General features: G+C 48.1%; 20 protein-coding genes. All 20 read right to left on the bottom strand.

The features are described 5' to 3' along the window. Nucleotides 1-13: 13 nt before the first annotated feature. The 20 genes from ACUYLD_RS13965 to ACUYLD_RS14060 all read right to left on the bottom strand — a co-directional run bounded on the left by ACUYLD_RS13965 (nucleotide 14) and on the right by ACUYLD_RS14060 (nucleotide 20,788). Nucleotides 14-1,021 (bottom strand): CehA/McbA family metallohydrolase, encoded by a 1,008-nt coding sequence (locus tag ACUYLD_RS13965; protein WP_446675323.1) that lies wholly within the window; start codon nucleotides 1,019-1,021, stop codon nucleotides 14-16. Further along, the gene (locus ACUYLD_RS13970; protein WP_446675324.1) at nucleotides 1,014-1,481 is read right to left on the bottom strand and encodes a hypothetical protein; all 468 of its coding nucleotides are present in this window, start codon (nucleotides 1,479-1,481) and stop codon (nucleotides 1,014-1,016) included. The genes ACUYLD_RS13965 and ACUYLD_RS13970 overlap by 8 nt, the downstream gene beginning before the upstream one ends. Beyond that, nucleotides 1,478-2,992 (bottom strand): hypothetical protein, encoded by a 1,515-nt coding sequence (locus ACUYLD_RS13975; RefSeq protein WP_446675325.1) that lies wholly within the window; start codon nucleotides 2,990-2,992, stop codon nucleotides 1,478-1,480. The genes ACUYLD_RS13970 and ACUYLD_RS13975 overlap by 4 nt, the downstream gene beginning before the upstream one ends. A 30-nt stretch (nucleotides 2,993-3,022) precedes the next feature. Next, complete coding sequence (locus tag ACUYLD_RS13980; RefSeq protein ID WP_165178318.1) at nucleotides 3,023-3,865, bottom strand: ABC transporter permease; 843 nt, start codon at nucleotides 3,863-3,865, stop codon at nucleotides 3,023-3,025. Between the two features lie 2 nt (nucleotides 3,866-3,867). Beyond that, complete coding sequence (locus tag ACUYLD_RS13985; RefSeq protein WP_322159124.1) at nucleotides 3,868-5,037, bottom strand: extracellular solute-binding protein; 1,170 nt, start codon at nucleotides 5,035-5,037, stop codon at nucleotides 3,868-3,870. 98 nt (nucleotides 5,038-5,135) lie between these two features. After that, nucleotides 5,136-6,167, bottom strand: a complete 1,032-nt coding sequence (locus tag ACUYLD_RS13990) for an ABC transporter ATP-binding protein (RefSeq protein ID WP_254349770.1) — start codon at nucleotides 6,165-6,167, stop codon at nucleotides 5,136-5,138. 53 nt (nucleotides 6,168-6,220) lie between these two features. Further along, complete coding sequence (locus tag ACUYLD_RS13995; protein WP_025723149.1) at nucleotides 6,221-7,045, bottom strand: ABC transporter permease; 825 nt, start codon at nucleotides 7,043-7,045, stop codon at nucleotides 6,221-6,223. Between the two features lie 203 nt (nucleotides 7,046-7,248). Further along, the gene (locus tag ACUYLD_RS14000; RefSeq protein ID WP_029518946.1) at nucleotides 7,249-8,535 is read right to left on the bottom strand and encodes an adenylosuccinate synthase; all 1,287 of its coding nucleotides are present in this window, start codon (nucleotides 8,533-8,535) and stop codon (nucleotides 7,249-7,251) included. Nucleotides 8,536-8,912: 377 nt separating this feature from the next. Then, nucleotides 8,913-10,271: a replicative DNA helicase gene (dnaB, locus tag ACUYLD_RS14005; RefSeq protein WP_013373892.1), complete on the bottom strand. Its 1,359-nt coding sequence runs from the start codon at nucleotides 10,269-10,271 to the stop codon at nucleotides 8,913-8,915. Between the two features lie 2 nt (nucleotides 10,272-10,273). Then, nucleotides 10,274-10,717 (bottom strand): 50S ribosomal protein L9, encoded by a 444-nt coding sequence (gene rplI / locus ACUYLD_RS14010; protein ID WP_013312788.1) that lies wholly within the window; start codon nucleotides 10,715-10,717, stop codon nucleotides 10,274-10,276. Next, the gene (locus tag ACUYLD_RS14015; RefSeq protein WP_039272108.1) at nucleotides 10,714-12,702 is read right to left on the bottom strand and encodes a DHH family phosphoesterase; all 1,989 of its coding nucleotides are present in this window, start codon (nucleotides 12,700-12,702) and stop codon (nucleotides 10,714-10,716) included. The genes rplI and ACUYLD_RS14015 overlap by 4 nt, the downstream gene beginning before the upstream one ends. 11 nt (nucleotides 12,703-12,713) lie before the next feature. After that, the gene (locus ACUYLD_RS14020; protein WP_446675326.1) at nucleotides 12,714-13,631 is read right to left on the bottom strand and encodes a DUF2232 domain-containing protein; all 918 of its coding nucleotides are present in this window, start codon (nucleotides 13,629-13,631) and stop codon (nucleotides 12,714-12,716) included. A gap of 5 nt (nucleotides 13,632-13,636) precedes the next feature. Beyond that, entirely contained in the window at nucleotides 13,637-13,939 is a 303-nt protein-coding gene (locus tag ACUYLD_RS14025) for a MazG-like family protein (RefSeq protein WP_013312791.1), read from the bottom strand. 121 nt (nucleotides 13,940-14,060) lie between these two features. Then, entirely contained in the window at nucleotides 14,061-14,489 is a 429-nt protein-coding gene (locus ACUYLD_RS14030) for a CBS domain-containing protein (RefSeq protein ID WP_013312792.1), read from the bottom strand. Between the two features lie 45 nt (nucleotides 14,490-14,534). Then, nucleotides 14,535-15,593 (bottom strand): LCP family protein, encoded by a 1,059-nt coding sequence (locus tag ACUYLD_RS14035; RefSeq protein ID WP_039272111.1) that lies wholly within the window; start codon nucleotides 15,591-15,593, stop codon nucleotides 14,535-14,537. Nucleotides 15,594-15,829: 236 nt separating this feature from the next. Then, nucleotides 15,830-16,771 (bottom strand): D-alanyl-D-alanine carboxypeptidase family protein, encoded by a 942-nt coding sequence (locus ACUYLD_RS14040; protein ID WP_061830438.1) that lies wholly within the window; start codon nucleotides 16,769-16,771, stop codon nucleotides 15,830-15,832. A gap of 160 nt (nucleotides 16,772-16,931) precedes the next feature. Further along, complete coding sequence (locus ACUYLD_RS14045) at nucleotides 16,932-17,897, bottom strand: ABC transporter ATP-binding protein (protein ID WP_254328001.1); 966 nt, start codon at nucleotides 17,895-17,897, stop codon at nucleotides 16,932-16,934. After that, the gene (locus tag ACUYLD_RS14050) at nucleotides 17,894-18,877 is read right to left on the bottom strand and encodes an ABC transporter ATP-binding protein (protein ID WP_149034876.1); all 984 of its coding nucleotides are present in this window, start codon (nucleotides 18,875-18,877) and stop codon (nucleotides 17,894-17,896) included. Before ACUYLD_RS14050 ends, ACUYLD_RS14045 begins: the two co-directional genes overlap by 4 nt. A 13-nt stretch (nucleotides 18,878-18,890) precedes the next feature. Further along, the gene (gene opp4C, locus ACUYLD_RS14055; RefSeq protein ID WP_061830439.1) at nucleotides 18,891-19,814 is read right to left on the bottom strand and encodes an oligopeptide ABC transporter permease; all 924 of its coding nucleotides are present in this window, start codon (nucleotides 19,812-19,814) and stop codon (nucleotides 18,891-18,893) included. Nucleotides 19,815-19,825: 11 nt separating this feature from the next. Next, on the bottom strand, nucleotides 19,826-20,788 hold the full coding sequence (locus ACUYLD_RS14060; RefSeq protein ID WP_061830440.1) for an ABC transporter permease: 963 nt from the start codon (nucleotides 20,786-20,788) through the stop codon (nucleotides 19,826-19,828). Nucleotides 20,789-20,834 lie beyond the last annotated feature (46 nt).

A 20,834-nucleotide genomic window follows, 5' to 3' on the forward strand; every position in this document is an offset into this window, starting at 1 on the left:
CCTTTCTATTGTGTTAAGCCATATAAATCGGATTCGTAAAAGCAATCATCATCACGCAGTCTTCCATGCAGCCGTAAAGCTCAGCTCGTATCCAGCCCTTACCTAGCGGATCTTGCAATGATAGCGTATATTCTCCTGTGTGAGCAGGGATCTGAATCTCGGAGCATATTCCGTGACTACTTGTCAGCAGAAGACGAAGATTCTGAGGCTTGAGGTTGTAATGGGCTGCTCTTGCTTCCACATCCAATTGAACCGTCACCGATAGTGAATCTTCTACAGTCAGCTCTATGCATTCGCCGATGTGATAACGATGTTCTCTGCCCTTAATCTGTGCCCACATCGTCAGTAACGGTCCCATCGTAACTGACACTGAACCGTGGCGAATCGCCTCAACTGCCCGGTCTGCTAAGCCTTCTCGCTCTTCTGCTTCATCATGGACCCCCAGATACGTAACAGCCGGAAGCGCATCATCCGGTTTAGATACATGCCAGTCCCGACCGCTTACCGCAGTGATGCGATACCCCTGATTCAACAAATCGGTCCACATGGCAAACGCCCGCTGGCTATCCCGCTTAATAGATGGCATAAGCGTTGACCAGACTTCTATATAATCCACCTCATGCCAATCCTGAATCGTGTATTCCCAAAAACACCCCGTACAGATCGGACTTCCGATCCTGAACGGATGGGCAATCCCTGCAATGCCTCCCTGCTCATGCACCTGCCGAATCCCCTCATGGATGTCATCTGGTCCCAGCACACGCCAGTCGATAAAGCGGTCAACCCCAAGCGTCAGCATATGCCCGTAAAAGGTCGTCCACTCCATCCCTGAAATGATCGGGAGACCAAACTGCCGCTGAACCTGTTCCTGATCCGCGAGTGCCGATTGCGTGTTGTGATCCGTCATAGCGATGCATTCAAGTTCCAGATCCACTGCGCTTTGAACAAGCTCCTCCAGCGTCTGCTTTCCGTCGCTGTGAAGCGTATGGGTGTGAAGCTCAGCTGGAATCCATTTAAGCATATCCTGCCTCCTCCCCCAATACATGAATTTGGTAGGCAAGCGTCTCGGTTACAACGGCATGCAGACTGACCGTAATCCGCCACATGCCCGCCGGATTATCTCCTTCGAGGAATCCCGGCGAAGCCGCAGACGAACCGAGCCAATGCTCCTGCTGCATCTCGGGACGGTGCGCATTTCCACGGTGACGGAGAGAATCATCGACAGAGAGCGTTAATAAATTTTGCAGCGGGATATACTTCTTCCACAGATCGGATGAATGCCCCGGCTCATCGTATCCATATTTGCTCATGCTTTCCTCAATGATTCCTCGTGCTTGCTCTTGATCCTCCAATAACTTGGGCGTGTAAGAGAAGTGAATACGAATCGTTTCAGTCGGCTGTGGAATATGGAAGGAGTACGTAATATGGCTCTGGGTGCAGGTTCTGTCGACCGTTCCTTCCACATACAGCAGTCTGCTCATGACTTCCCATCCTGGCTAGACAGTTCATCCACAACATGCTTTACCATACCATTCACAGGATGTTCTTCATCACCCGACACGTCTTTGTCGGCTGTCCATAAAACACCCACGGGTTGAAGCCGCGTCAGCTCAATTACCCGGTCTGTACGAATACCTGGAAACTGCGGGAGATTATCCTCGTTTAACGTAAAGGCACACAGTCCGGCTACTTCCATGCTGTCAGCACCGCCTTCCAGCAATACGGCTCTGATTTCAGCTATATCCTCAAGCACAGCCTCTCCAGACAGCTTGATCGTGGTGGAAAAATGTGACTCTGCCCCCTCATAAGCGGCTCTAAAATCCCCCAGTCTCAGATCATGATGGCAGGATGAATACCACTGCTCTGAGCCGTGAAGGCGAAGCTGAACATCGACACAGGCATCTTCCTCACACCGATTGAAGCCAGGCTTGAACCCTGGAGACAATTCTCTGTCCGAATCCCGCAAGGGACGTTTTGAAGTCTGGATAAACACATAGCTACGCTGGTGTGCAAGTGTAATGGAAGACGCTTGTGACGGCATTTCCAGCTCCTGCTGACGTTCCATCTCCCACCCAGTGACCTGATAGGCAAAAGGAAAACGGCTCATGACCGCCTCACGTGGCTCTTCCTCTGGTTTCCAATGGAAAGCAGGCGGCAGCATAAAACGATAGCCCGATGTGATGTCATCCTTAAAGTTTCCATTAGTTGTTGCGGATTGGAGAACAGGATGCCCACCCAGATCATAATTGCCATTAAACGCGGTCGTAATATGATGTGCCCCCTGGAAAACAGCTTCCAGAACGTTGCCTTCCGCATCCAGCTCGACGCGGTACATCCATTCGATATCGGTCGTTCTTCCCCATTTGCTCATAAGCAGCGGCGCGGGCGTTCCCTCATCTTCATGGCTGAACATCATCTGATATTCGATGACTGTCTTCTCCTCATTCCCTTCCACGGAATAGAACAAAACAAGCGGTGTATCCGTAAAGCGATTCTCATAGGGATGTGAGAGATTGCGGCCATATAAAAGCGGGGTATGGCGATAAATCAGCGATCTTGGAGAGGAATCAGCCACGCAGCGCAGTTCAACCCCATCGATCCATGCTCGAGATACAAGCGGAGCCGATTCCAGTTCGCGAAATTCGGCATAGACTTCATAATCGCCTTCTTTTAGATGTCCCAACAAACGGGTATACACTCCCTGACTGCTGCCATAGTACAAAATGACATCTTGATTATAGGCTTCATTCAGATAGAGGCGTACGAAGGCAGATTCTCGATCTTTCGCAGCCCAGTCACTGTCTGATCTGGCGAACAGATCAAGCTCCGCGTATCCGTCTTCTGGCATGGAGAACCTAAACCGGAACCCGTTTCCCGGGCTGAGCTCAACCTCCGCCTTGTGTAAGGCAATCCGATAACCGCAATCCAGCAGATCCTTTTCCCACACTCGCCCACTAAACCCGGTAATTTGCACCTCTGCTTGGCTGTTCATCCCTGTAACCTCCTTAGTTATAACGGCGGTCTAGCTAGCATCCGCATCCTTCACCATTGTCCGAATATAAAAGTAGCCCATAAAAGAACACAGTAAAAACATAAACACTGCCATTGCGCTGGCCGTATGCGTCTCCTGATAGCTGGAAAACACCTGCTGCATCGCAACACCCAGCACCTGCGGCGAGTTGGCACCAATCAGGAAGGGAGCCGTAAAGCTACCCATGATTCCCATAAAAATGAAGGTCACCGCAACCCACATCGTTTTGTAGGAAAGGGGTAAAATAAAGCGCCCAAACAGCTGCATCGTGCTGGCTCCGGCATCTCTGGCGCTTTCGACGACAGCGTTTGGAATGCTGGCAAGTGCCGAGCTGAGCAGCATGGTTGCGAACGGAATGTTGAACCACAAATTAGCCAGCACCAGCCCTTTGTAGTCATAAATAATCCTCGGAATCGTCTCAATGCCGAGCGGCAGCAAAAGACGTGCAGCCCAACCGTGATTGCCATACATGGTAATGATCGCATACGTTGCAATTACACCGGGAACAAACATCGGAATAAAATACAAGCGGCCTATCCACTTCACGACAACTCCTTTGCCGAATCTCAGATAAATCGCCAAAGCATAGCTGATGACCAGAGTAAGGGCCGTCGAGACTAACGTGACATTAATCGTATACATGATATTTCTACGCATGGCAGGTTCCGTGAACAGCCGAATATAGTTAGCTAGACCGTAGCCCGTTCCATATTGATCAATCAAGCTTTCCTTCACGGCATAGAGAATCGGAATAATAACGACGACCAGCAAAATGAGAAAAGACGGGATGACCAGAGCAAGCCCCAGCATCCCCCTTTTGGACAATGAACTCATGCTCAACCGCCCGCTACTTCACTTTGCCAGCGTTTGTAGATTTCCTGCTGAAGCTCTCCGCTGTTAAAGCTGCGGTATCCAGAAGATACACTGTTGAATTTCTCTTGCAGTTCCGTTGGCATCAGATTCCACTTAATCCCCGGATAGCCGTACATTTTATTAATAACCACCGTTTGCGCTTCAGGCGTCAGTATATAATTCAAGAATTCCTGGGTTGCTTCTTTTTTGGAGGAAAGTGAAGGAACCATCAGATAAGAGGGGCCACCTGTAAAAGCAGGGTCGATCTGTGTCAGCTTCACCGTGTCTGGAAGCAGCCCTTTAGCCAGTTGTTCGAGCGCCATATCAGACCAGGCTGGAACCATGTCTACCTCTCCACTTGCTAAAATATCAAGCGTACCTTGGTTCTTCTTAGGATAGACTCCTTTTTGGTACATTGAAGGGCCCAGTTCCTTGAGCAGTGAGAAACCTTGATCCCATTTTTTCATATTTGCCGGATCATCACTGTTCATCGCCTCTGGCGGAAGGAAATTATAGATAACCGTGTTCACAAATGAGCTGCCTGATCCACCTGTGGACGGATCATTATAGGCGAACTTGCCCGGATGCTGGCGAATCCACGTGTACAGCTCTTCGGCTGTTTTCGGAGGTGTCGCTACTTTTGCACTGTTATAGGCAAGGACAACCGAAGAAGCACGGTATGGAATGGCCTGATTGTTGACTTGCTTGAGATACGTTTCATCCACATTCTTCAAATTTGGAACCTTGGCAGCGTCCACCGTTTCCCACAGTTTTTCGCCTACCCCTTTGGTGATATCATCCAGACTGCCTTCGTACAGGTCGATATCTGTATCGGTTTGTCCGCTTTTCTTGGCTGCGATCAGACGGTCCAGTGTAGATGCACCTCCGGTTCCTGCTGGCAAATACACCAGTTTGACCTTAACGTGATCATTTTTAGCTTCAAAGTCCTTGATTAACGTTTCCCACAGCTCTTTAACGTTCAGAGACCCTCCAGTGTACAAGGAAATTTCCGTTGTTCCCGTAGCGGCTCCCGCTTTGGTAGACTTGGCTTCCCCTGTAGCCGTGGCGGCATTACCGCCGTTTCCACAGCCAGCCAACAACGATAAACCAAGTACCCCTGCCAAAACCAGACCCATATTCTTTTTCCCAAACACGTTGTTGCCTCCTTTAGATAGTTGCACAAGTTCGCAGCATCACCAGATGATGCGTTCGTGATGGACATTGATGCGATATAGAGGTTGATCGTGAATCTTCACTGTGCTGCTGGAAAAGTAACAATTTTACTGAAGCTGAATCTGATGTGCTCTCCACTGCGTAGCTCGGTCGCTCGTTCACGCGGCACAAACATTTTCAGATGGTGGGTACCGCTATCCAGCGAAACTTCCGCATAATGCCCGAGAATCATCACTTGTCTGATCGTTCCGGCTAGAGAACCTTTTTCTTCCGTCGTCAGAACAATATCCTCTGGCCTTACACCAACCATGGATTTACCCGTGTATTCATGCTCTTGTGCAAACGGTATTCCGCTCACAGAGACACTGCGACCTGTACTCACCCCCTTTAATAAATTGATCCGGCCAATAAAACCTGCTACAAAAAGTGACTGTGGCTTGTCATAGATCTCCTGCGGTGAAGAAAGCTGCTCAATCCGGCCCGCATTCATAACGACGATGCGGTCGGAAATGGACAGCGCCTCCTCCTGATCATGGGTGACGAATACCATCGTCATCCCCGTCTGGGTCTGGATATCGCGCAGCTCCTCTCTCATCTCCATACGCAATTTGGCATCAAGTGCGGAAAAGGGCTCGTCCAGCAGCAATACATCAGGCTTTAGCAGCAGAGCCCGAGCGAGTGCTACCCGCTGCTGCTGACCGCCCGAGAGCTGTCCCGGCGTTTTACGCTCTGCGCTCTCTAGCCGAACCAGCGCTAGCGCTTCCTTCACCTGACGGTCAATCTCTGTCTTCTTCACCTTTCGAATCTTCAAGCCGAAAGCCAGGTTGTCATACACGGTCATATGCGGCCACAAATTATAGCTTTGGAACACCATAGCCGTCGGACGCTTTTCGGGCGGCAGCTTGAGTACGCTTTTACCCTGAATCTGAATGTCGCCACTGTCCGGGTCCAAAAAGCCGCCAATGGAGCGAAGCACGGTTGTTTTACCACAGCCGGAAGGTCCCAGCAGTGTCACCAGCTCTCCCTTCATCACGTCAAGTGAAATGCCTTTGACTCCGTCTCCTGTCTTGAAGCGCTTGGTTAACTCTTGAATGGATAATTGAATGGGCATTAGCTTAGGCTCCTTTTTCAGGATTTTACAAACTCCTCTTTTGACCAATTACGTTATTTCACCTGAAATCCGCCTGCCAGGACATCGGCACTTACAAAACGCTTGGCTGCCAATAGCAGAATGATCGTTGGCAGGGTAAGAATGACCGAGAAAACAGCGCCTGTTGTGCTTGGATAATCAGCAATGATGGAATACATGATGACTGGCATTGTTTTATAGTCCGGCGTTCCGACAAGGAGTGTCCCCTGTGCTTCATCCAGTGAAGCAAGAAAGGTAAAAATGGAGGCGACCACAATGCCGGGCAGCGCCATAGGAAATGTGATTTTCCAGAACACCCGAAATGGTCCGGCTCCAGCATCCCGCGCTGACTCCTCTTGTGCACGATGTACGCTGCGGAAGGCAGAGGATGGAATCCAGGTCATATACATGAGCGTGTTTACCATATGGATAAGCACAATGCCTGCAAAGGTGTTCATCAACCCGAATTGGTAGAATAGTACGGCAATAGACACATACAAACCCATTTTCGGAAAAGCATGCGTAAGTAGGAATGAGAAAAGGAACCACTTACTGAACGGGAAAGAAATTCGTGCAAAGGCATAGGCAGCAGGAATACATACGATAATGGAGCAGACCGTAACGGTAATCGCAATCAGGAAGGATAGAGAAATCGAGCTGAGTACATCATCCTGGGTAAGTACAAACTTCCACCATTCCAGTGACAAGCTCTGCGGGAGCGGTGCAGGATACTGCCATTTTCCCGAAACCGCCAAAAGGAGAAGATTGGTCAGAGGCCCCAGGAAAAAAATGACGAAAATGACAAGCACAATGAATTCCACAATTTTGCGTGTGCCGAGTGAGCGAAGATACCAGTTCATAATTCATCCCTCTCAAGACGTCTAGACGTCCGAATCTCTTTTCTATTTGGATTATAGAGAGGGTTTGTTATCACAAATCGACAAGGAAGATAAGATTATGTAAAGGGGAAGATACCATTTAACACTTCACAGAATAAAAAAAGAGAGAGGCTGCTAACAGCCTCTCTCTTTGAACGTATATCAATAGCTATATTATTCTTGTCCTACAAATAAATCGGAAGCACCTGATTCGTTTGATCGCGATTACGCCCAACCGAGAAAATAGCGATTGGGATACCTGTCAGATCAGACACGCGTTGTACGTAATTGCGTGTAGTCTCAGGCAGTTCCTCCAGCGTTTTCACACCAGTGATGTCTTCGCTCCAACCTGGCATTTCTTCATATACCGCTTCGCACTCCGCCAGCATTTTCAGGCTAGCTGGATAATGCGTAATCACCTCACCGCGGTACTTGTAACCTGTGCAAATTTTCACCGTTTTCAGGCCAGTCAATACGTCCAGTGAGTTCAGGGAAAGACCCGTTAACCCACTGACACGACGGGCATGACGCACAACGACGCTGTCAAACCAGCCCACACGACGAGCACGACCTGTAACCGTACCGTACTCATGACCTGTTTCACGAATGTAATCGCCGACTTCATCGTTCAGCTCAGTTGGGAAGGGGCCATCACCTACACGAGTTGTGTACGATTTAGCTACACCGATGACTTGTTGAATCTTGGATGGTCCCACACCGGAACCAATACATACGCCGCCAGCCGACGGGTTAGAGGACGTAACGTATGGATACGTACCTTGGTCGATATCGAGCATAACGCCTTGGGCACCCTCGAACAGTACCTTTTGATTTGCGTCAATCGCATCATTCAACACGACAGACGTATCGCCTACATAAGGACGGATAAATTCAGCATATTCCAGATACTGTTTCAGTATTGCTTCTACATCCAATGGCTCGCCGCCATATACTTGTTCAATCACTTGATTTTTTTCTTTCGTTTGGTGGCGCAGCTTCTTTTCGAATTCCTCTGCATCCAGCAAATCAGCAATACGAATACCGTTACGTGCAGCTTTATCCATATAAGCAGGGCCAATCCCTTTACGGGTAGTACCAATTTTGTTAGGACCTTTGCGGTCTTCTTCCAGCACATCCAGTGTCATATGGTACGGCATAATCACATGTGCACGGTCACTAATGACCAGATTTTTCGTGGAAAAGCCATTATCATGAATGTAAGTAATTTCTTCAATAAGAGCGGCTGGATTGACTACCATACCGTTGCCAATAACACACTTTTTATCTTCATAAAAAACGCCGGATGGAATCAGGCTCAGCTTGTACTTTTTACCGTCAATGAGAATCGTATGACCAGCATTGTTTCCGCCTTGGTAACGGGCCACCACTTCAGCGCTTTCCGCCAGATAGTCCGTGATTTTACCTTTGCCTTCGTCTCCCCATTGTGTTCCCACAACGACTACAGTTGACATGTTTCATTCCTCCGTGGAGTGCCCACAGACACTCTGATTTTGAGCTGACACACTACGCATATCCGACTTCAACCGCCTGAGCGAGCAGATATGGAGCGTTCTCGGACAGCAGGAAAAAACGTCCGTCGCAGACATTCCGTAGGTTCGGAAAGCCCCGGGCGTAATGATCTCCCCACTGCGTTGAAGCAGCACTATAAGTGTAACAGCACCATTTTTTAAAGTCAAATAAAAAGCGAACATTATATTACATGAAAATAGTATTGTTCGTAATTGAGAGTTTCATTCCTTATATGAAAATACGTGAATTCTATAAAAAAAGACCCTTTCGAGATCGCGAAATCCGCGTCGAAAGAGCCTTTTCTAATGATACTAATATGTTATCCGGCGAACGCATCCGAATGGGCACGCTCGTAATTAGCGAATTTATTATAATTTTTGAGAAAGACCAACTCTACCGTACCGACCGGGCCGTTACGCTGCTTGGCAATGATAATCTCAATAATATTCTTCTTTTCTGTTTCCTGATTATAGTAATCATCCCGGTACAGAAACGCCACGATATCAGCATCCTGCTCGATAGAACCCGATTCCCGCAAGTCACTCATCATCGGCCGCTTGTCTTGACGCTGCTCCACACCCCGACTCAGCTGGGAGAGGGCAATTACAGGCACTTCAAGCTCACGAGCGATTTGTTTCAATGTCCGTGAAATTTCCGATACCTCCTGCTGCCGGTTCTCGCCTGCTTTGCCTCGTCCGTGGATCAGCTGCAAGTAGTCAATTACGATCATACCCAGTCCCTTTTCCGCTTTAAGACGACGGCATTTGGCACGGATATCAGCCACAGTGATGCCGGGTGTATCATCGATATAGATTTCCGCCTCTGACAAGGCTGCAATGCCCATCGTCAGCTTCGCCCAATCGTCGTCACCTTTAAATTCACCTGTCCGCATGACGTTCGCGTCCAGATTGGCCTCGGCGCAAATCATCCGCTGCACGAGCTGAGCGGCCGACATCTCCAGACTGAAGATGGCTACTGTCTCTTTTGCCCGAACTGCAACGTTTTGCGCAATATTCAGAGCGAACGCTGTTTTACCTACGGATGGACGGGCGGCCACAATGATCAAGTCATTGCGCTGGAAACCCGCCGTCATCTTGTCCAAATCAACAAATCCAGACGGAATTCCGGTCGTATTGCCCTTGTTCTGATGCAGCAATTCAACGCGGTCAAACACTTCCATCACGACATCGCGGATGGCAATAAAGCCACTACCTGAGCGTCCGTTGGATATCTCCATAATCTTGCGCTCAGCATCGCTCAGCATACCAGCGACATCCTCGCCACTGCTATAGCCTTCGCTCACAATCTGTGTAGCTGCACGAATCAAGCGACGAAGCATCGCTTTTTCTTCAATGATCTGGGCATAGTAATCCACGTTAGCCGCTGTTGGCACCCCGTGAGCCAGCTTCGCCAGATAACTGACACCGCCGATATCCTCTAGCTGTCCCTTGTCCTGAATTTTCGAGGTCAGCGTAACCAAGTCAATCGGCTGTCCGGATTCACCCAGCTCAATCATTGCTTCGTAAATCATCTGATGAGCCTTATCATAAAAGTCCTCGGTCTGCACCCGCTCCATTGCGGTAATCAGTGCTTCAGACTGGAGCAAAATAGACCCGATAACCGCCTGTTCAGCCTCCAGATTTTGCGGAGGAATCCGATCAAAAAATTCGCCGCCCATAATTATTCTTCAGTCACCTGTACTTTCAGCGTAGCTTTGACCTCAGGATGAAGCTTAACGGTCATTTGAGTCACGCCCAACGTACGAATCGGTTCTTCCAGCTCAATTTTGCGTTTGTCCAGCTTGATGCCAGTTTTAGCTACTGCCTCCGCGATTTGCTTGCTTGTAATCGCGCCGAACAGCCGTCCACCTTCACCAGCCTTCGCCTTGAGCTGAACCGTTGTCTCTTCCAGCTTTTTGCCGAGTGCTTGCGCCTCTTCCTTTTCCTCTTGCTTACGCTTTTCCTCCGCAGCATTCTGATTTTCCAGCGTCTTCATATTTCCTTCTGTCGCTGGACGGGCAACACCACGCGGCAACAGGAAATTCGCTGCATAACCGTCCGAAACTTCCTTAATTTGCCCCTTCTTGCCTTGGCCCTTCATATCTTTAATGAATATCACTTTCATTCAAATAACCCCTCTTCCCCATCAATTTCGGCCAGCACGTCGACCACTCTGCGCTTAGCTTCCTCCAGCGGGCAATCCAGCTGAACCGCTGCATTCGTCAGATGTCCTCCGCCGCCTAGCCGTTCCATGACGACCTGTACGTTCATGCGTCCGAGTGAACGGGCGCTGATCCCCACCAGGCCGTCAGGACGTTCACTGACCACAAAGGAGGCCAGTACATCCGTCATATTGAGTAATGAATCCGCCACCTGAGCAATCAGGAGTTGCGGTATTTTCTGTCCGGGCTCTGTCACCGCAATTGCGATATGCCCATATATCATTTTAGCATGCTTAATAATTTCCGCCTTAGCAATATATTCATCCAGGTCCTCTTTTAACATGCGCTGGATCATAACTGTATCTGCTCCGCTACGCCGTAAAAAGCCGGCTGCCTCAAATGTACGCGAGCCCGTATGCAGGGAAAAATGCTTGGTATCCACCGTAATCCCTGCCAACAGTGATGTTGCCTCCAGCGGTGTCAGTTGGACCTTCTCATGGATATATTGCAGCAGCTCGGTCACCAGCTCACAGGCCGATGACGCATAGGGCTCCAAGTAGATCAGAACCGAATCGTTAATAAATTCCTCACCCCGACGATGATGGTCGACAACCACCACCCGACTGGCCGTCTGCACTAGACGCGGCTCAATCGTCATGGAGGCCTTGTGCGTGTCCACCACGACCAGCAGACTGTGCTCAGTCATCAGCTGGAGCGACTGCTCTGGCGTCAGGAGCGCTTGCGATAACTTCTCATCCTTGTTTACCTGCTCCATCATTCGGTCGATAGACGGATTGGATTTATCCAGCACGATATGTGCCTCTACATTGTAAAGCGCCGCAGCCTTCCACACACCGATGGCCGCTCCCACTGCATCCATGTCCGGTATTTTATGTCCCATGATCAGCACGCGGTCGCTCTCCTGCATCAGATCACGCAATGCATGTGCAATGACTCGGGCACGTACCCTGGTCCGCTTCTCGACAGCATTGGACTTGCCTCCGTAAAAGGACAGGCGTTGTCCCGCCTTCACTGCTGCCTGATCGCCTCCACGTCCAAGTGCCATATCCAGACTGGACTGGGCCAGCTCGCCTAGCTCCTTGATGCTCTCTGCACCGAAGGACAAGCCAATACTCAGTGTCATCGGTACTTTCAAATCCGCCGTCATTTCCCTTACGGTATCCAGAATGACGAATCGACTTTGCTCCAGCTCCTGAAGCGCTTTATGATTTAGCATAATGAGATAACGCTCAGAAGATAATCGACGCAAATAAATATTGTACTGATTAGCCCAGGATGTAATCTCGCTTGACACCTTCGCAATAAGCGCGGTGCGCTGCTGATCGTCCATCCCCTGAGCAGCCTCGTCCATATTATCGAGCATGACGATACCGAGCGCCAACCGCTCGTTTTCATACTGCTTGCGTAGCACCGCCAACTCCGTGACTTCATACAAATATATCAGACGCTCATCGGGCACAATCAGAAACTGATAATGACGCTCATCATGCTGTAGCTCCACCTTCAGCTCACGAGCAGGCTCCTTTGTTTCCTTCTTGGTGCTTAGAGCACCTGCGAGTTGAGGAAACAAATCTTGAAGAGATTCACCAATCAGTGATTGCTCCTCGAACATCTCCCCGGCAAACCGATTGTGCCATTCTACCGTTCGATTTTCACTGTATAAAATGATGCCGAACGGCAATGCACTAATCGCTTCCCCTTCCACCCGCTTGATCCGGAAGGAAAGACCGCTGATATATTGATTCAGTTCCCGACGAAAATCCAATTCCGTCTTCAGCATCAGCCCGCCGAGCAAGAATGACAGCAGCAGTCCTATCACACCCAGTTCCCAGTTGTACATGGAAATACATATGACAAGCACCAGCAGCAGTAAAAACGCCCAGACCGTCTGATAGCCGTGCCAGCGTTTTTGTAGAAATTTAGGCATGACTGTTCACCCTATTTCTTTGATCTTGTAATAGCTTCACGCAGCGGAAAGGCCAAATCAATAATACCTATAATGCGGAGCGGCTGGAACACCAGAACGACGAGCGACAGCAGCAACGCAATCACCGGGCTCATTTTACGGCTATGCGTCCAGAAGTATACAAAACCAATCGTCTGGATAATAAAACATGCATGAATCAGCGGTAGCATACTAATGGAAACCATTTGAATCCAGCTGCTATCGGAAGACCCTGCTATCCATTCAATTACAATTGCCAGCAGATAATACCAGATCAGCGCGCGCGGTAGCCTCCACTCGCGGGCAGGCTTCATTTTGCGTACCGGTACGTCGAGACTGCTCAATGCCGGACGTGCCAAAGCATGCGTAATCACCGCCAATATGAACGAGGTCACGATCAGCACATACGGAATTTTTCCAATCAGCATTGTGCCGAGTTTCTGCGTATCCTCTGCCGTCCAATTCATGTTTGAAAACATCGGATTAGTACTCAAAACCTGCTGTACAATACTTGCCGATATCGCAGCCTGATCACGAAGGTACTGCGAAAGATCAAATCCAAAGGAATACGTAGCGATAAACAGAACAACCAACAACTCGGCTAAAATAATGCCCATTCCGGTCATCAACGCTTGAAAAGCAGGTCCTCCCTTTTTATAAATCCGTCCCATCATGATTGAAGGAATCAGAAAATAAATCGCAGGGAGCAGCGAATACACATCGAGTAGCGCTATAATTAACAGCACCGGTATGACGTGGACCAGAAATCCTTTGAAAGGCAGCGATGAAAACAATACAGCGCCAGGCACAATCAGCAAAAATACGGTAATGATTCTTAATGGTGTCAATAGAGTCAGCAGCAGAAGCAAATAAATGACGCTCCATGCTACAGTTGCCAAGCGGAATTTCAACGTTTTCACCTCTTACGCATATGTTCTTCCAGTGCGGAAATGTCCTGATACCAATCCTCCAGCTGGTGTCCTTCTTTTCTGTGCTTTCTTAGCTTGTCGATGAGTAGATCATCCAATTCACGGTAAGACACTCCAAGGCGCCTCCCCAAAATATAACTGCTCATCACCAAACTCGCCAAACAATCACCGATGCGGGCTGTACTGCCTTCCCACATCGCCTTAAACAGACGGGAGACTTGGTCAAGCACCTCTGTTTTAAGCCATTCAATAACCTTGGCTCGTTTAACTACATCCATTTCTTTAGGCATATGATGAAGAGTCACACCCCTCTGAAAAAGCTTTATTCTCCATTATAGCATATCCTATTCTGAAAATAACTGTTACCCCATAGGATAAATCGTTATTTTCGGACCAGCTTTGCTGCTTATTTTAGCTTGAAGTATTGAGCGATTCCCTGGACACAAATTTTTCACAATACTCAATAATCTGGCTGCGACGTACAATGCCAATAAACCGTTCCATATCATCTACGACGGGTACAAAATTCTGTACCTTCGCCAAATTAATTAAATCCTCCATGTTCGCGTCAATGGATACGGGCTTCATCGTAACCCGCAACGGAACGTCCTTAAGCATGAACTTAGAAGCGTTTTCAAAGGTGATTTTCCCCTCGGACTCTTTCATATGCCACAACAGATCACCTTCTGTAACCGTACCTGTATATCTACCTTCTTTATCCAAAATAGGAACCGCTGTAAAACGGTGATATTCCATCCGTTCCAACGTTTGCCGTAAAGTAGCATCCGCCGTTACACAAGCAACTTCCTGTTTGGGAAGCAAGAAAAAAGCGATATTCATGAGAAACGAATCCCCCTCAAAATCAAATATAAATCCATTGATTATTCACTGAATGTCCTGCTTGTCGGGAAGCCTCAGCGTCTGCGGGGTTGTATCGGAATCTAGCCAGTTGGCAATCATGAGTCTGGCATATTCAAGTTCCTGTTCATTAGCCCGGTCATAATACAGGCCCTTCTTCTTGAACCCTTCCCCCGTAATCGTAAAACTTGAAATTTGTGGATTCCCCTGCGAAATAGCTTGCTTGCCAAGCCCAGTAATAAAAGTAGGTTCCATATCGGTTTTAAAATTGGCTCCCATAATATCGAGCAGCTCCGGGATCTTGGTAATTCCGTTGATATTCAGCAGCTTATCCGCCATAGCGTTCAAAAATATTTGCTGCCGTTTTGTACGGTTGAAGTCACTATCTTCCCGATATCTAACATAATACATGGCTTCTTCACCATTATAAAGCGGCTTGCCCGCCTCAATACGGAACTTGATATGCAGCGGGTTCTTATTCTCAATGGGCTTGTCGATTGGAAGCACAACTCCACCCACTGCATTCACCGCCTCCTGAATACCCTGGAAATTAATCGTAGCATAATAATCGGCCTTATGCTCCATCAACTTCTCTACTGTAGCCATGGACATATCTTCGCCTCCGAACGCATAAGCATGCCCCAACTTATCAAAATCATCCTCGCCATCGCGATTCGGATCATGTCCGGCAATCTGTACGTACGTATCCCTTGGAATGGAAACTAAAAGCACACGCGATTCTGCGGGCCGTACTACCGCATACATAACCGTATCCGAGCGACCACGCGCCTTTTCATTTGGCCTTTGATCTGTACCCAGTAACAGCACCGAAAAGGGTTCCTTACGGTAAGCTACTGTCTCTTGCTGCTGCTGTTCCCCGGATTGTCGCGGCTGATAGGATTTCTCCAGCTTGCTTTCCAACGTCGGTGATACAAACCAATCAAAAGCCACCAGTGTCAGCTGTTTGCGGAACAGGTAGCCTCCCACTGCAATCAAAAATAAAACAATACATGAAATATATAGAGCGGTAAACCTCTTTTTCTTTTTGGGCTTTCCACTGGTCCTTCTCTTATGTCTTCTCTCCATAACAGGTACCTTCCTTCTTTCCGTCACAAATCCCATCTCTTCATTAAACCAAATTGGTCCCACATGAAGCTGAAACTTCCCCTCAAAGCATAAAAGGTCTACTACCTTGTTGTCAAAAGTGTCATGGCGTGGTCAGCTCCTCGAATTCATACCAAAAAAGGCTTCAACCTCACGGTCAAAGCCCCAATTCATGTTTATATTCGTATCCTATGTAGCTTTCAAAATCATTTTTTGCCTTAATGTGGAGCCAGTTTCACCAAATTTTGCAGTCTCACCGGGAAAGAAGTCGACAGGGAAAAACCATAATCGAACAACTTCCGTGTCTGCTCAAAACGCTCTTCCTTGCTCGGTGCACCCAGCACCACAGCAACTAGCCGTCTTCCATGCTGCTCAGCTGTGCCCGTGAAGCAGTATCCAGCATCGCTTGTGTACCCTGCTTTCAGTCCGTCCGTTCCTGCGTAAGAGTACGGTCCAGCCAAAGAAGGCAGCATCCAGTTCGTATTACTAATGTAGATGCCTTTATCCTTCAACTCCATCTGCGTACGACTGGACGTTCTCAAAATCTCCGGGTGTGACGTAATCAAATAGGAGGCCAACTTTGCCGTGTCGCTTGCTGTCATTTTCGTTTCTCCCTGAATATCCTCAGGGTGATTCGGCCCCAGTTCACTCTGACCTGCCCCAGACGCATTGCTAAAGCGACTATCGGATGACAACCCGATTTGGGCAGCTTTCCCATTCATACGCTTCACAAAAGCTGATTCGTTCCCTGCTGAACGCTCCGCTAACGCGACAGCGGCATCATTCGCTGAATACACAACCATACTCTGGAACAATTCGGATACGGTCATCCTTTCACCATACCGGAGGGAGAGATTTACACCGCCCACTGTACTGGCGTAACGGCTAATTCGCACTTCATCATTCCAGCCTAACCGTCCGGCCCGAATATCCTCCAGCACCAATAGCTCAGTCATGAGCTTGGACATATTTGCGGAAGGCATAGGCGTATCACCATTCACATCCATCAGCAATTCCCCAGTATGCATGTCCATCAGCACCGCAGCCTCTGCATCCACATTCGGCTTTCCGATCAACAGGCGGGGCCCAAGCGTAATAAAAATCAATATAATAAGTACCGGGACGACAATAGCCCAACGTAACCAATGTTTTTTCATCATCGTATATAACCTCCATACTTTATTAGACGATGAAAAATCCATTTTGTCTGCAATTTTTCGAAAAAAAGATACAATTTTTTTACCTTTTTTATTCCACGCCAAAATATCCGTCAATTCTGCTTTCAGAATGACGGATATTTTGCTTCCTAATTATTATATTTCAGGCAAAGTGACAGGCTACAAAATGCTGATCGCCCGCATCGCGGTATACCGGAGTCTCTGTTTCACAACGTGCTTCTGCCATAGGACAACGTGTATGAAACTTGCATCCTGAAGGCGGATTAGCCGGAGATGGGATGTCTCCTTTCAACACAATCCGTTGTCTCTTGATCGTGGGATCGGGAATCGGTACAGCCGATAGTAGCGCCTTCGTGTACGGATGAAGCGGGTTACTGAACAGTTCCTCCTTGGAGGAAAGCTCTACCATTGAACCCAGATACATCACACCAATCCGGCTACACAGATGCTCGACTACACTTAGATCATGCGAGATGAACAGATAGGTCAATTGGCGTTCCTGCTGCAAATCACTTAACAAGTTAATGATCTGGGCCTGAATAGACACATCCAGAGCAGATACCGGCTCGTCAGCCACAATAAAATCAGGATTCAAAATCAAAGCCCGTGCAATCCCGATCCGCTGGCGCTGACCGCCAGAGAACTCATGCGGATACCGATCATAATGATACGAGGACAGCCCGCAAATGTTCAGCGTTTCATTGACCTTCTTCCGCAGCTCACTACGATCAATCAACCCGTGATCCAGCAACGCCTCTCCAATGGCTTCACCGACCTTAATTCTCGGATTCAGTGAGCTAAAAGGGTCCTGAAAGACGATTTGCAACTTCGGACGAAGCGCACGGATCTGCTCTTTGTTTAACGCGTGCAAGTCCTCGCCTTTATATCGTACCGATCCCTCTGTCTTATCCATCAATCTGAGAATCGTACGTCCAATCGTACTTTTGCCGCAACCCGATTCTCCTACCAGACCGAAGGATTCACCCTTATGAATGTTAAAGGATACGTCATCGACTGCTTTCACATGTCCGACAGTACGCTGAAAAATTCCGCCTGTGATCGGGAAATACTTTTTCAGCCCTTCCACTTGAATCAAAGGCTCGCTCATATCCGTTGCCCTCCTTCTTTCTCATATAGCCAGCAGGCAACCTTATGACCATTCTCCTTTTCATTCAAGGGAGGAGCCTGATCCTTGCAAATTTGCATACAATGGGCGCACCGATCATGAAAATGACAATTTTCTCCCAGCTCAATCGGGTTTGGAACCTGTCCTGGGATGGAATAGAGTCGATCCATTTTCTGATTAATGACGGGCTTCGCCTTTAATAAGCCTTGAGTATATGGATGTTGCGGATTTTTAAACAGCTCAATGACAGGCGCCTCTTCAATGACGTTTCCAGCATACATAACAACCACATAATCAGCCATTTCTGCCACGACGCCCAAGTCGTGCGTGATGAGCATAATGGACGTTTTAAGCTTATCCTTCAAATCCCGCATTAAATCCAGAATCTGAGCTTGAATCGTAACATCCAGTGCCGTTGTTGGTTCATCCGCAATCAATAGCTTCGGGTTACAGCTTAATGCGATGGCAATCATAATCCGCTGGCGCATACCGCCACTCAATTCATGAGGATAGGAATGAAATATTTCCTCTGAACGTGAAATCCCCACCAAATTAATCAGCTCAATTGCCCGAGCATGTGCTTCTTTTTTACTCATTAATGTGTGCATCAGCAATGGCTCCGTGATCTGTTCCCCAATCGTAAGCACGGGATTCAGAGAAGACATCGGCTCCTGAAAAATAATCGAGATGTCATTGCCGCGAATCTGCTGCATTTGACCTTTATTGAGTTTTAGGAGGTCCTTGCCCTCAAACCAGATTTGTCCGTCTGAGGTGTGGGGAGAATCAATCAACCGCATCATCGTCATCGCTGTTACACTCTTACCGCAGCCTGATTCTCCTACCACACAGAGCGTTTCACCCTCACGAATTTTAAAACTGACGTCATTGACCGCTTTGACAGTTCCGTTAGAGGTATGAAAGTGGGTTTTCAGGTTACGAAATTCAATCAAAGCATTTTCCATAAACGTTCGTCTCCTACTTCTTCATTTTAGGGTCCAGCGCGTCACGCAAACCGTCGCCAATCAGGTTAATCGCTACAACGGTAATGAGAATACACATTCCCGGTGGGACCCATATCCAAGGCCGTTTGCGGAAGTCAATCAGGTTATTCGCAGCTGATATCATGTTTCCCCACGAAGGTGTGGGCGGCACAACGCCAATCCCCAAGTAACTGAGCGCAGATTCTGTAATAATCGCACCCGCTACTCCAAGCGTAGCCGTAACAATAATGGTAGGAATCGTGTTCGGCAGCAAATGTCGGAATATTTTGCGGCGGTCTCTCAAACCTAGCGCTTCCGTCGCCTGCATAAACTCCTGTTCACGCAGCGTAAGAATCTGCCCCCTGACCAGACGGGACAAGCTCGTCCAGCTCAGAATCCCGATAATGAGCATCAGAAAATAAATGCGATTCGACGGATCGACCTTCAAATCCGACAGAACAGCACCTAAAATAATAAGCAGCGGTAATGTAGGGAGTGCCATGAAAATATCCGCAATCCGCATAATAACCGTATCCACGCCTTTACGATAAAACCCTGCCAGCGCACCCAGCGTCGCTCCGATCATAACCGAAATAAACGTGGCGACCAGCCCTACCGTCAAGGAAATACGGCCGGCCAGCATTGTACGCAGCAAAATATCTCTACCAAACTTATCCGTACCGAGCCAGTACTTAGCATTAGGCGATAAATTTTTGTCAGCTAGCTTGTAATCATCTAAATGATAAGGTGAAATCATCGGTCCAAATATACAAATGGTAACCATCAGAATTAATATAACGAGACCAGCCAAAGCCAGACGGTTTTGGTTAAAACGGCGAACGGCGATTCTCCATGGAGACGCTTCAGGACGGATCGCCGCCTTTTGATTCGTTTCAATCGTGACTGTTTCTGCGGACAATAGTATCCCTCCTACTTCAAGCGAATTCTTGGATCTGCCATGCCATACAATACATCAGAGAGCAAATTACCGATAAGCGTAAGTACCGCTAGGAAAATCGTGAAGCCCAACATAAACGGATAATCCCGCATACTGATCGACTCCAAATAGACCTGACCCACACCCGGCCACACAAATACCTTCTCCAGAATCATCGCTCCACCAAATAAGGCCGGAAGCTCGAAGCCGAGTAGTGTGATGGCTGGAATCAGTGCATTGCGCAGTGCGTGCTTGAAAATAACCGTACGTTCCTTCAGGCCTTTGGCGCGTGCGGTACGAATATAATCCTGACGAATGACCTCCAACATGCCTGTACGGAAATACCGAGTCAGACTTCCTGTGCTCAGCATCGTAAGTACGAGTGTCGGCAGGAACATATGCTTGAGGACATCTACCATATAAGCCCATGAACCTGGCTCCATCCCTGCTGTGGTCATGCCCCCAACCGGGAGAATTCCCCACTCCAGGGCAAATATTTTGATGACCAATAGACCAATAAAAAATGAAGGCAGCGACATACATAAGAAAATGAATAATGTGACAAACTTATCGAATAACGAATATTGAAACTTGGCTGAAAATACTCCTGCAATAACCGCAATCAACCAGCTAAATATAAGACTAAAAAAAGCGATAATAAATGAGTTCCATACATAATTGCCAATGACCTTCGTTACCGGCTGCTTATGCTGTAATGAATCACCCATATTCCCCTTTAACATATTACCGGCCCATATAAAATAGCGTTGGTATTCCGGTTTATCCAGCCCGTAGATATGTCGTAGCTGCTGCGCCTTTTCGGCCGTCATATTCGGGTTCTGCTTGGCTGTAATATAATCACCCGGCACCATGGCTGAAATCGCAAATACGATAATGGATATGCCAATAAGTGTGGGGATGAGTTGCAGCAGTCTTCGAATAATGTACTGCTTCATATTCATTCCTCCAGACGAATAAAGTGATATGCCCAGCTCGTGAGAG

This window comes from Paenibacillus sp. SER-28, assembly GCF_052906305.1.

Coding starts and splice junctions, on each gene's coding strand:
- ACUYLD_RS13965 (WP_446675323.1), bottom strand. CDS start 1,021: ATGCTTAAATGGATTCCAGCTGAGCTTCACACCCATACGCTTCACAGC.
- ACUYLD_RS13970 (WP_446675324.1), bottom strand. CDS start 1,481: ATGAGCAGACTGCTGTATGTGGAAGGAACGGTCGACAGAACCTGCACC.
- ACUYLD_RS13975 (WP_446675325.1), bottom strand. CDS start 2,992: ATGAACAGCCAAGCAGAGGTGCAAATTACCGGGTTTAGTGGGCGAGTG.
- ACUYLD_RS13980 (WP_165178318.1), bottom strand. CDS start 3,865: ATGAGTTCATTGTCCAAAAGGGGGATGCTGGGGCTTGCTCTGGTCATC.
- ACUYLD_RS13990 (WP_254349770.1), bottom strand. CDS start 6,167: ATGCCCATTCAATTATCCATTCAAGAGTTAACCAAGCGCTTCAAGACA.
- ACUYLD_RS13995 (WP_025723149.1), bottom strand. CDS start 7,045: ATGAACTGGTATCTTCGCTCACTCGGCACACGCAAAATTGTGGAATTC.
- ACUYLD_RS14000 (WP_029518946.1), bottom strand. CDS start 8,535: ATGTCAACTGTAGTCGTTGTGGGAACACAATGGGGAGACGAAGGCAAA.
- dnaB (WP_013373892.1), bottom strand. CDS start 10,271: ATGGGCGGCGAATTTTTTGATCGGATTCCTCCGCAAAATCTGGAGGCT.
- rplI (WP_013312788.1), bottom strand. CDS start 10,717: ATGAAAGTGATATTCATTAAAGATATGAAGGGCCAAGGCAAGAAGGGG.
- ACUYLD_RS14015 (WP_039272108.1), bottom strand. CDS start 12,702: ATGCCTAAATTTCTACAAAAACGCTGGCACGGCTATCAGACGGTCTGG.
- ACUYLD_RS14025 (WP_013312791.1), bottom strand. CDS start 13,939: ATGCCTAAAGAAATGGATGTAGTTAAACGAGCCAAGGTTATTGAATGG.
- ACUYLD_RS14030 (WP_013312792.1), bottom strand. CDS start 14,489: ATGAATATCGCTTTTTTCTTGCTTCCCAAACAGGAAGTTGCTTGTGTA.
- ACUYLD_RS14035 (WP_039272111.1), bottom strand. CDS start 15,593: ATGGAGAGAAGACATAAGAGAAGGACCAGTGGAAAGCCCAAAAAGAAA.
- ACUYLD_RS14040 (WP_061830438.1), bottom strand. CDS start 16,771: ATGATGAAAAAACATTGGTTACGTTGGGCTATTGTCGTCCCGGTACTT.
- ACUYLD_RS14045 (WP_254328001.1), bottom strand. CDS start 17,897: ATGAGCGAGCCTTTGATTCAAGTGGAAGGGCTGAAAAAGTATTTCCCG.
- ACUYLD_RS14050 (WP_149034876.1), bottom strand. CDS start 18,877: ATGGAAAATGCTTTGATTGAATTTCGTAACCTGAAAACCCACTTTCAT.
- ACUYLD_RS14060 (WP_061830440.1), bottom strand. CDS start 20,788: ATGAAGCAGTACATTATTCGAAGACTGCTGCAACTCATCCCCACACTT.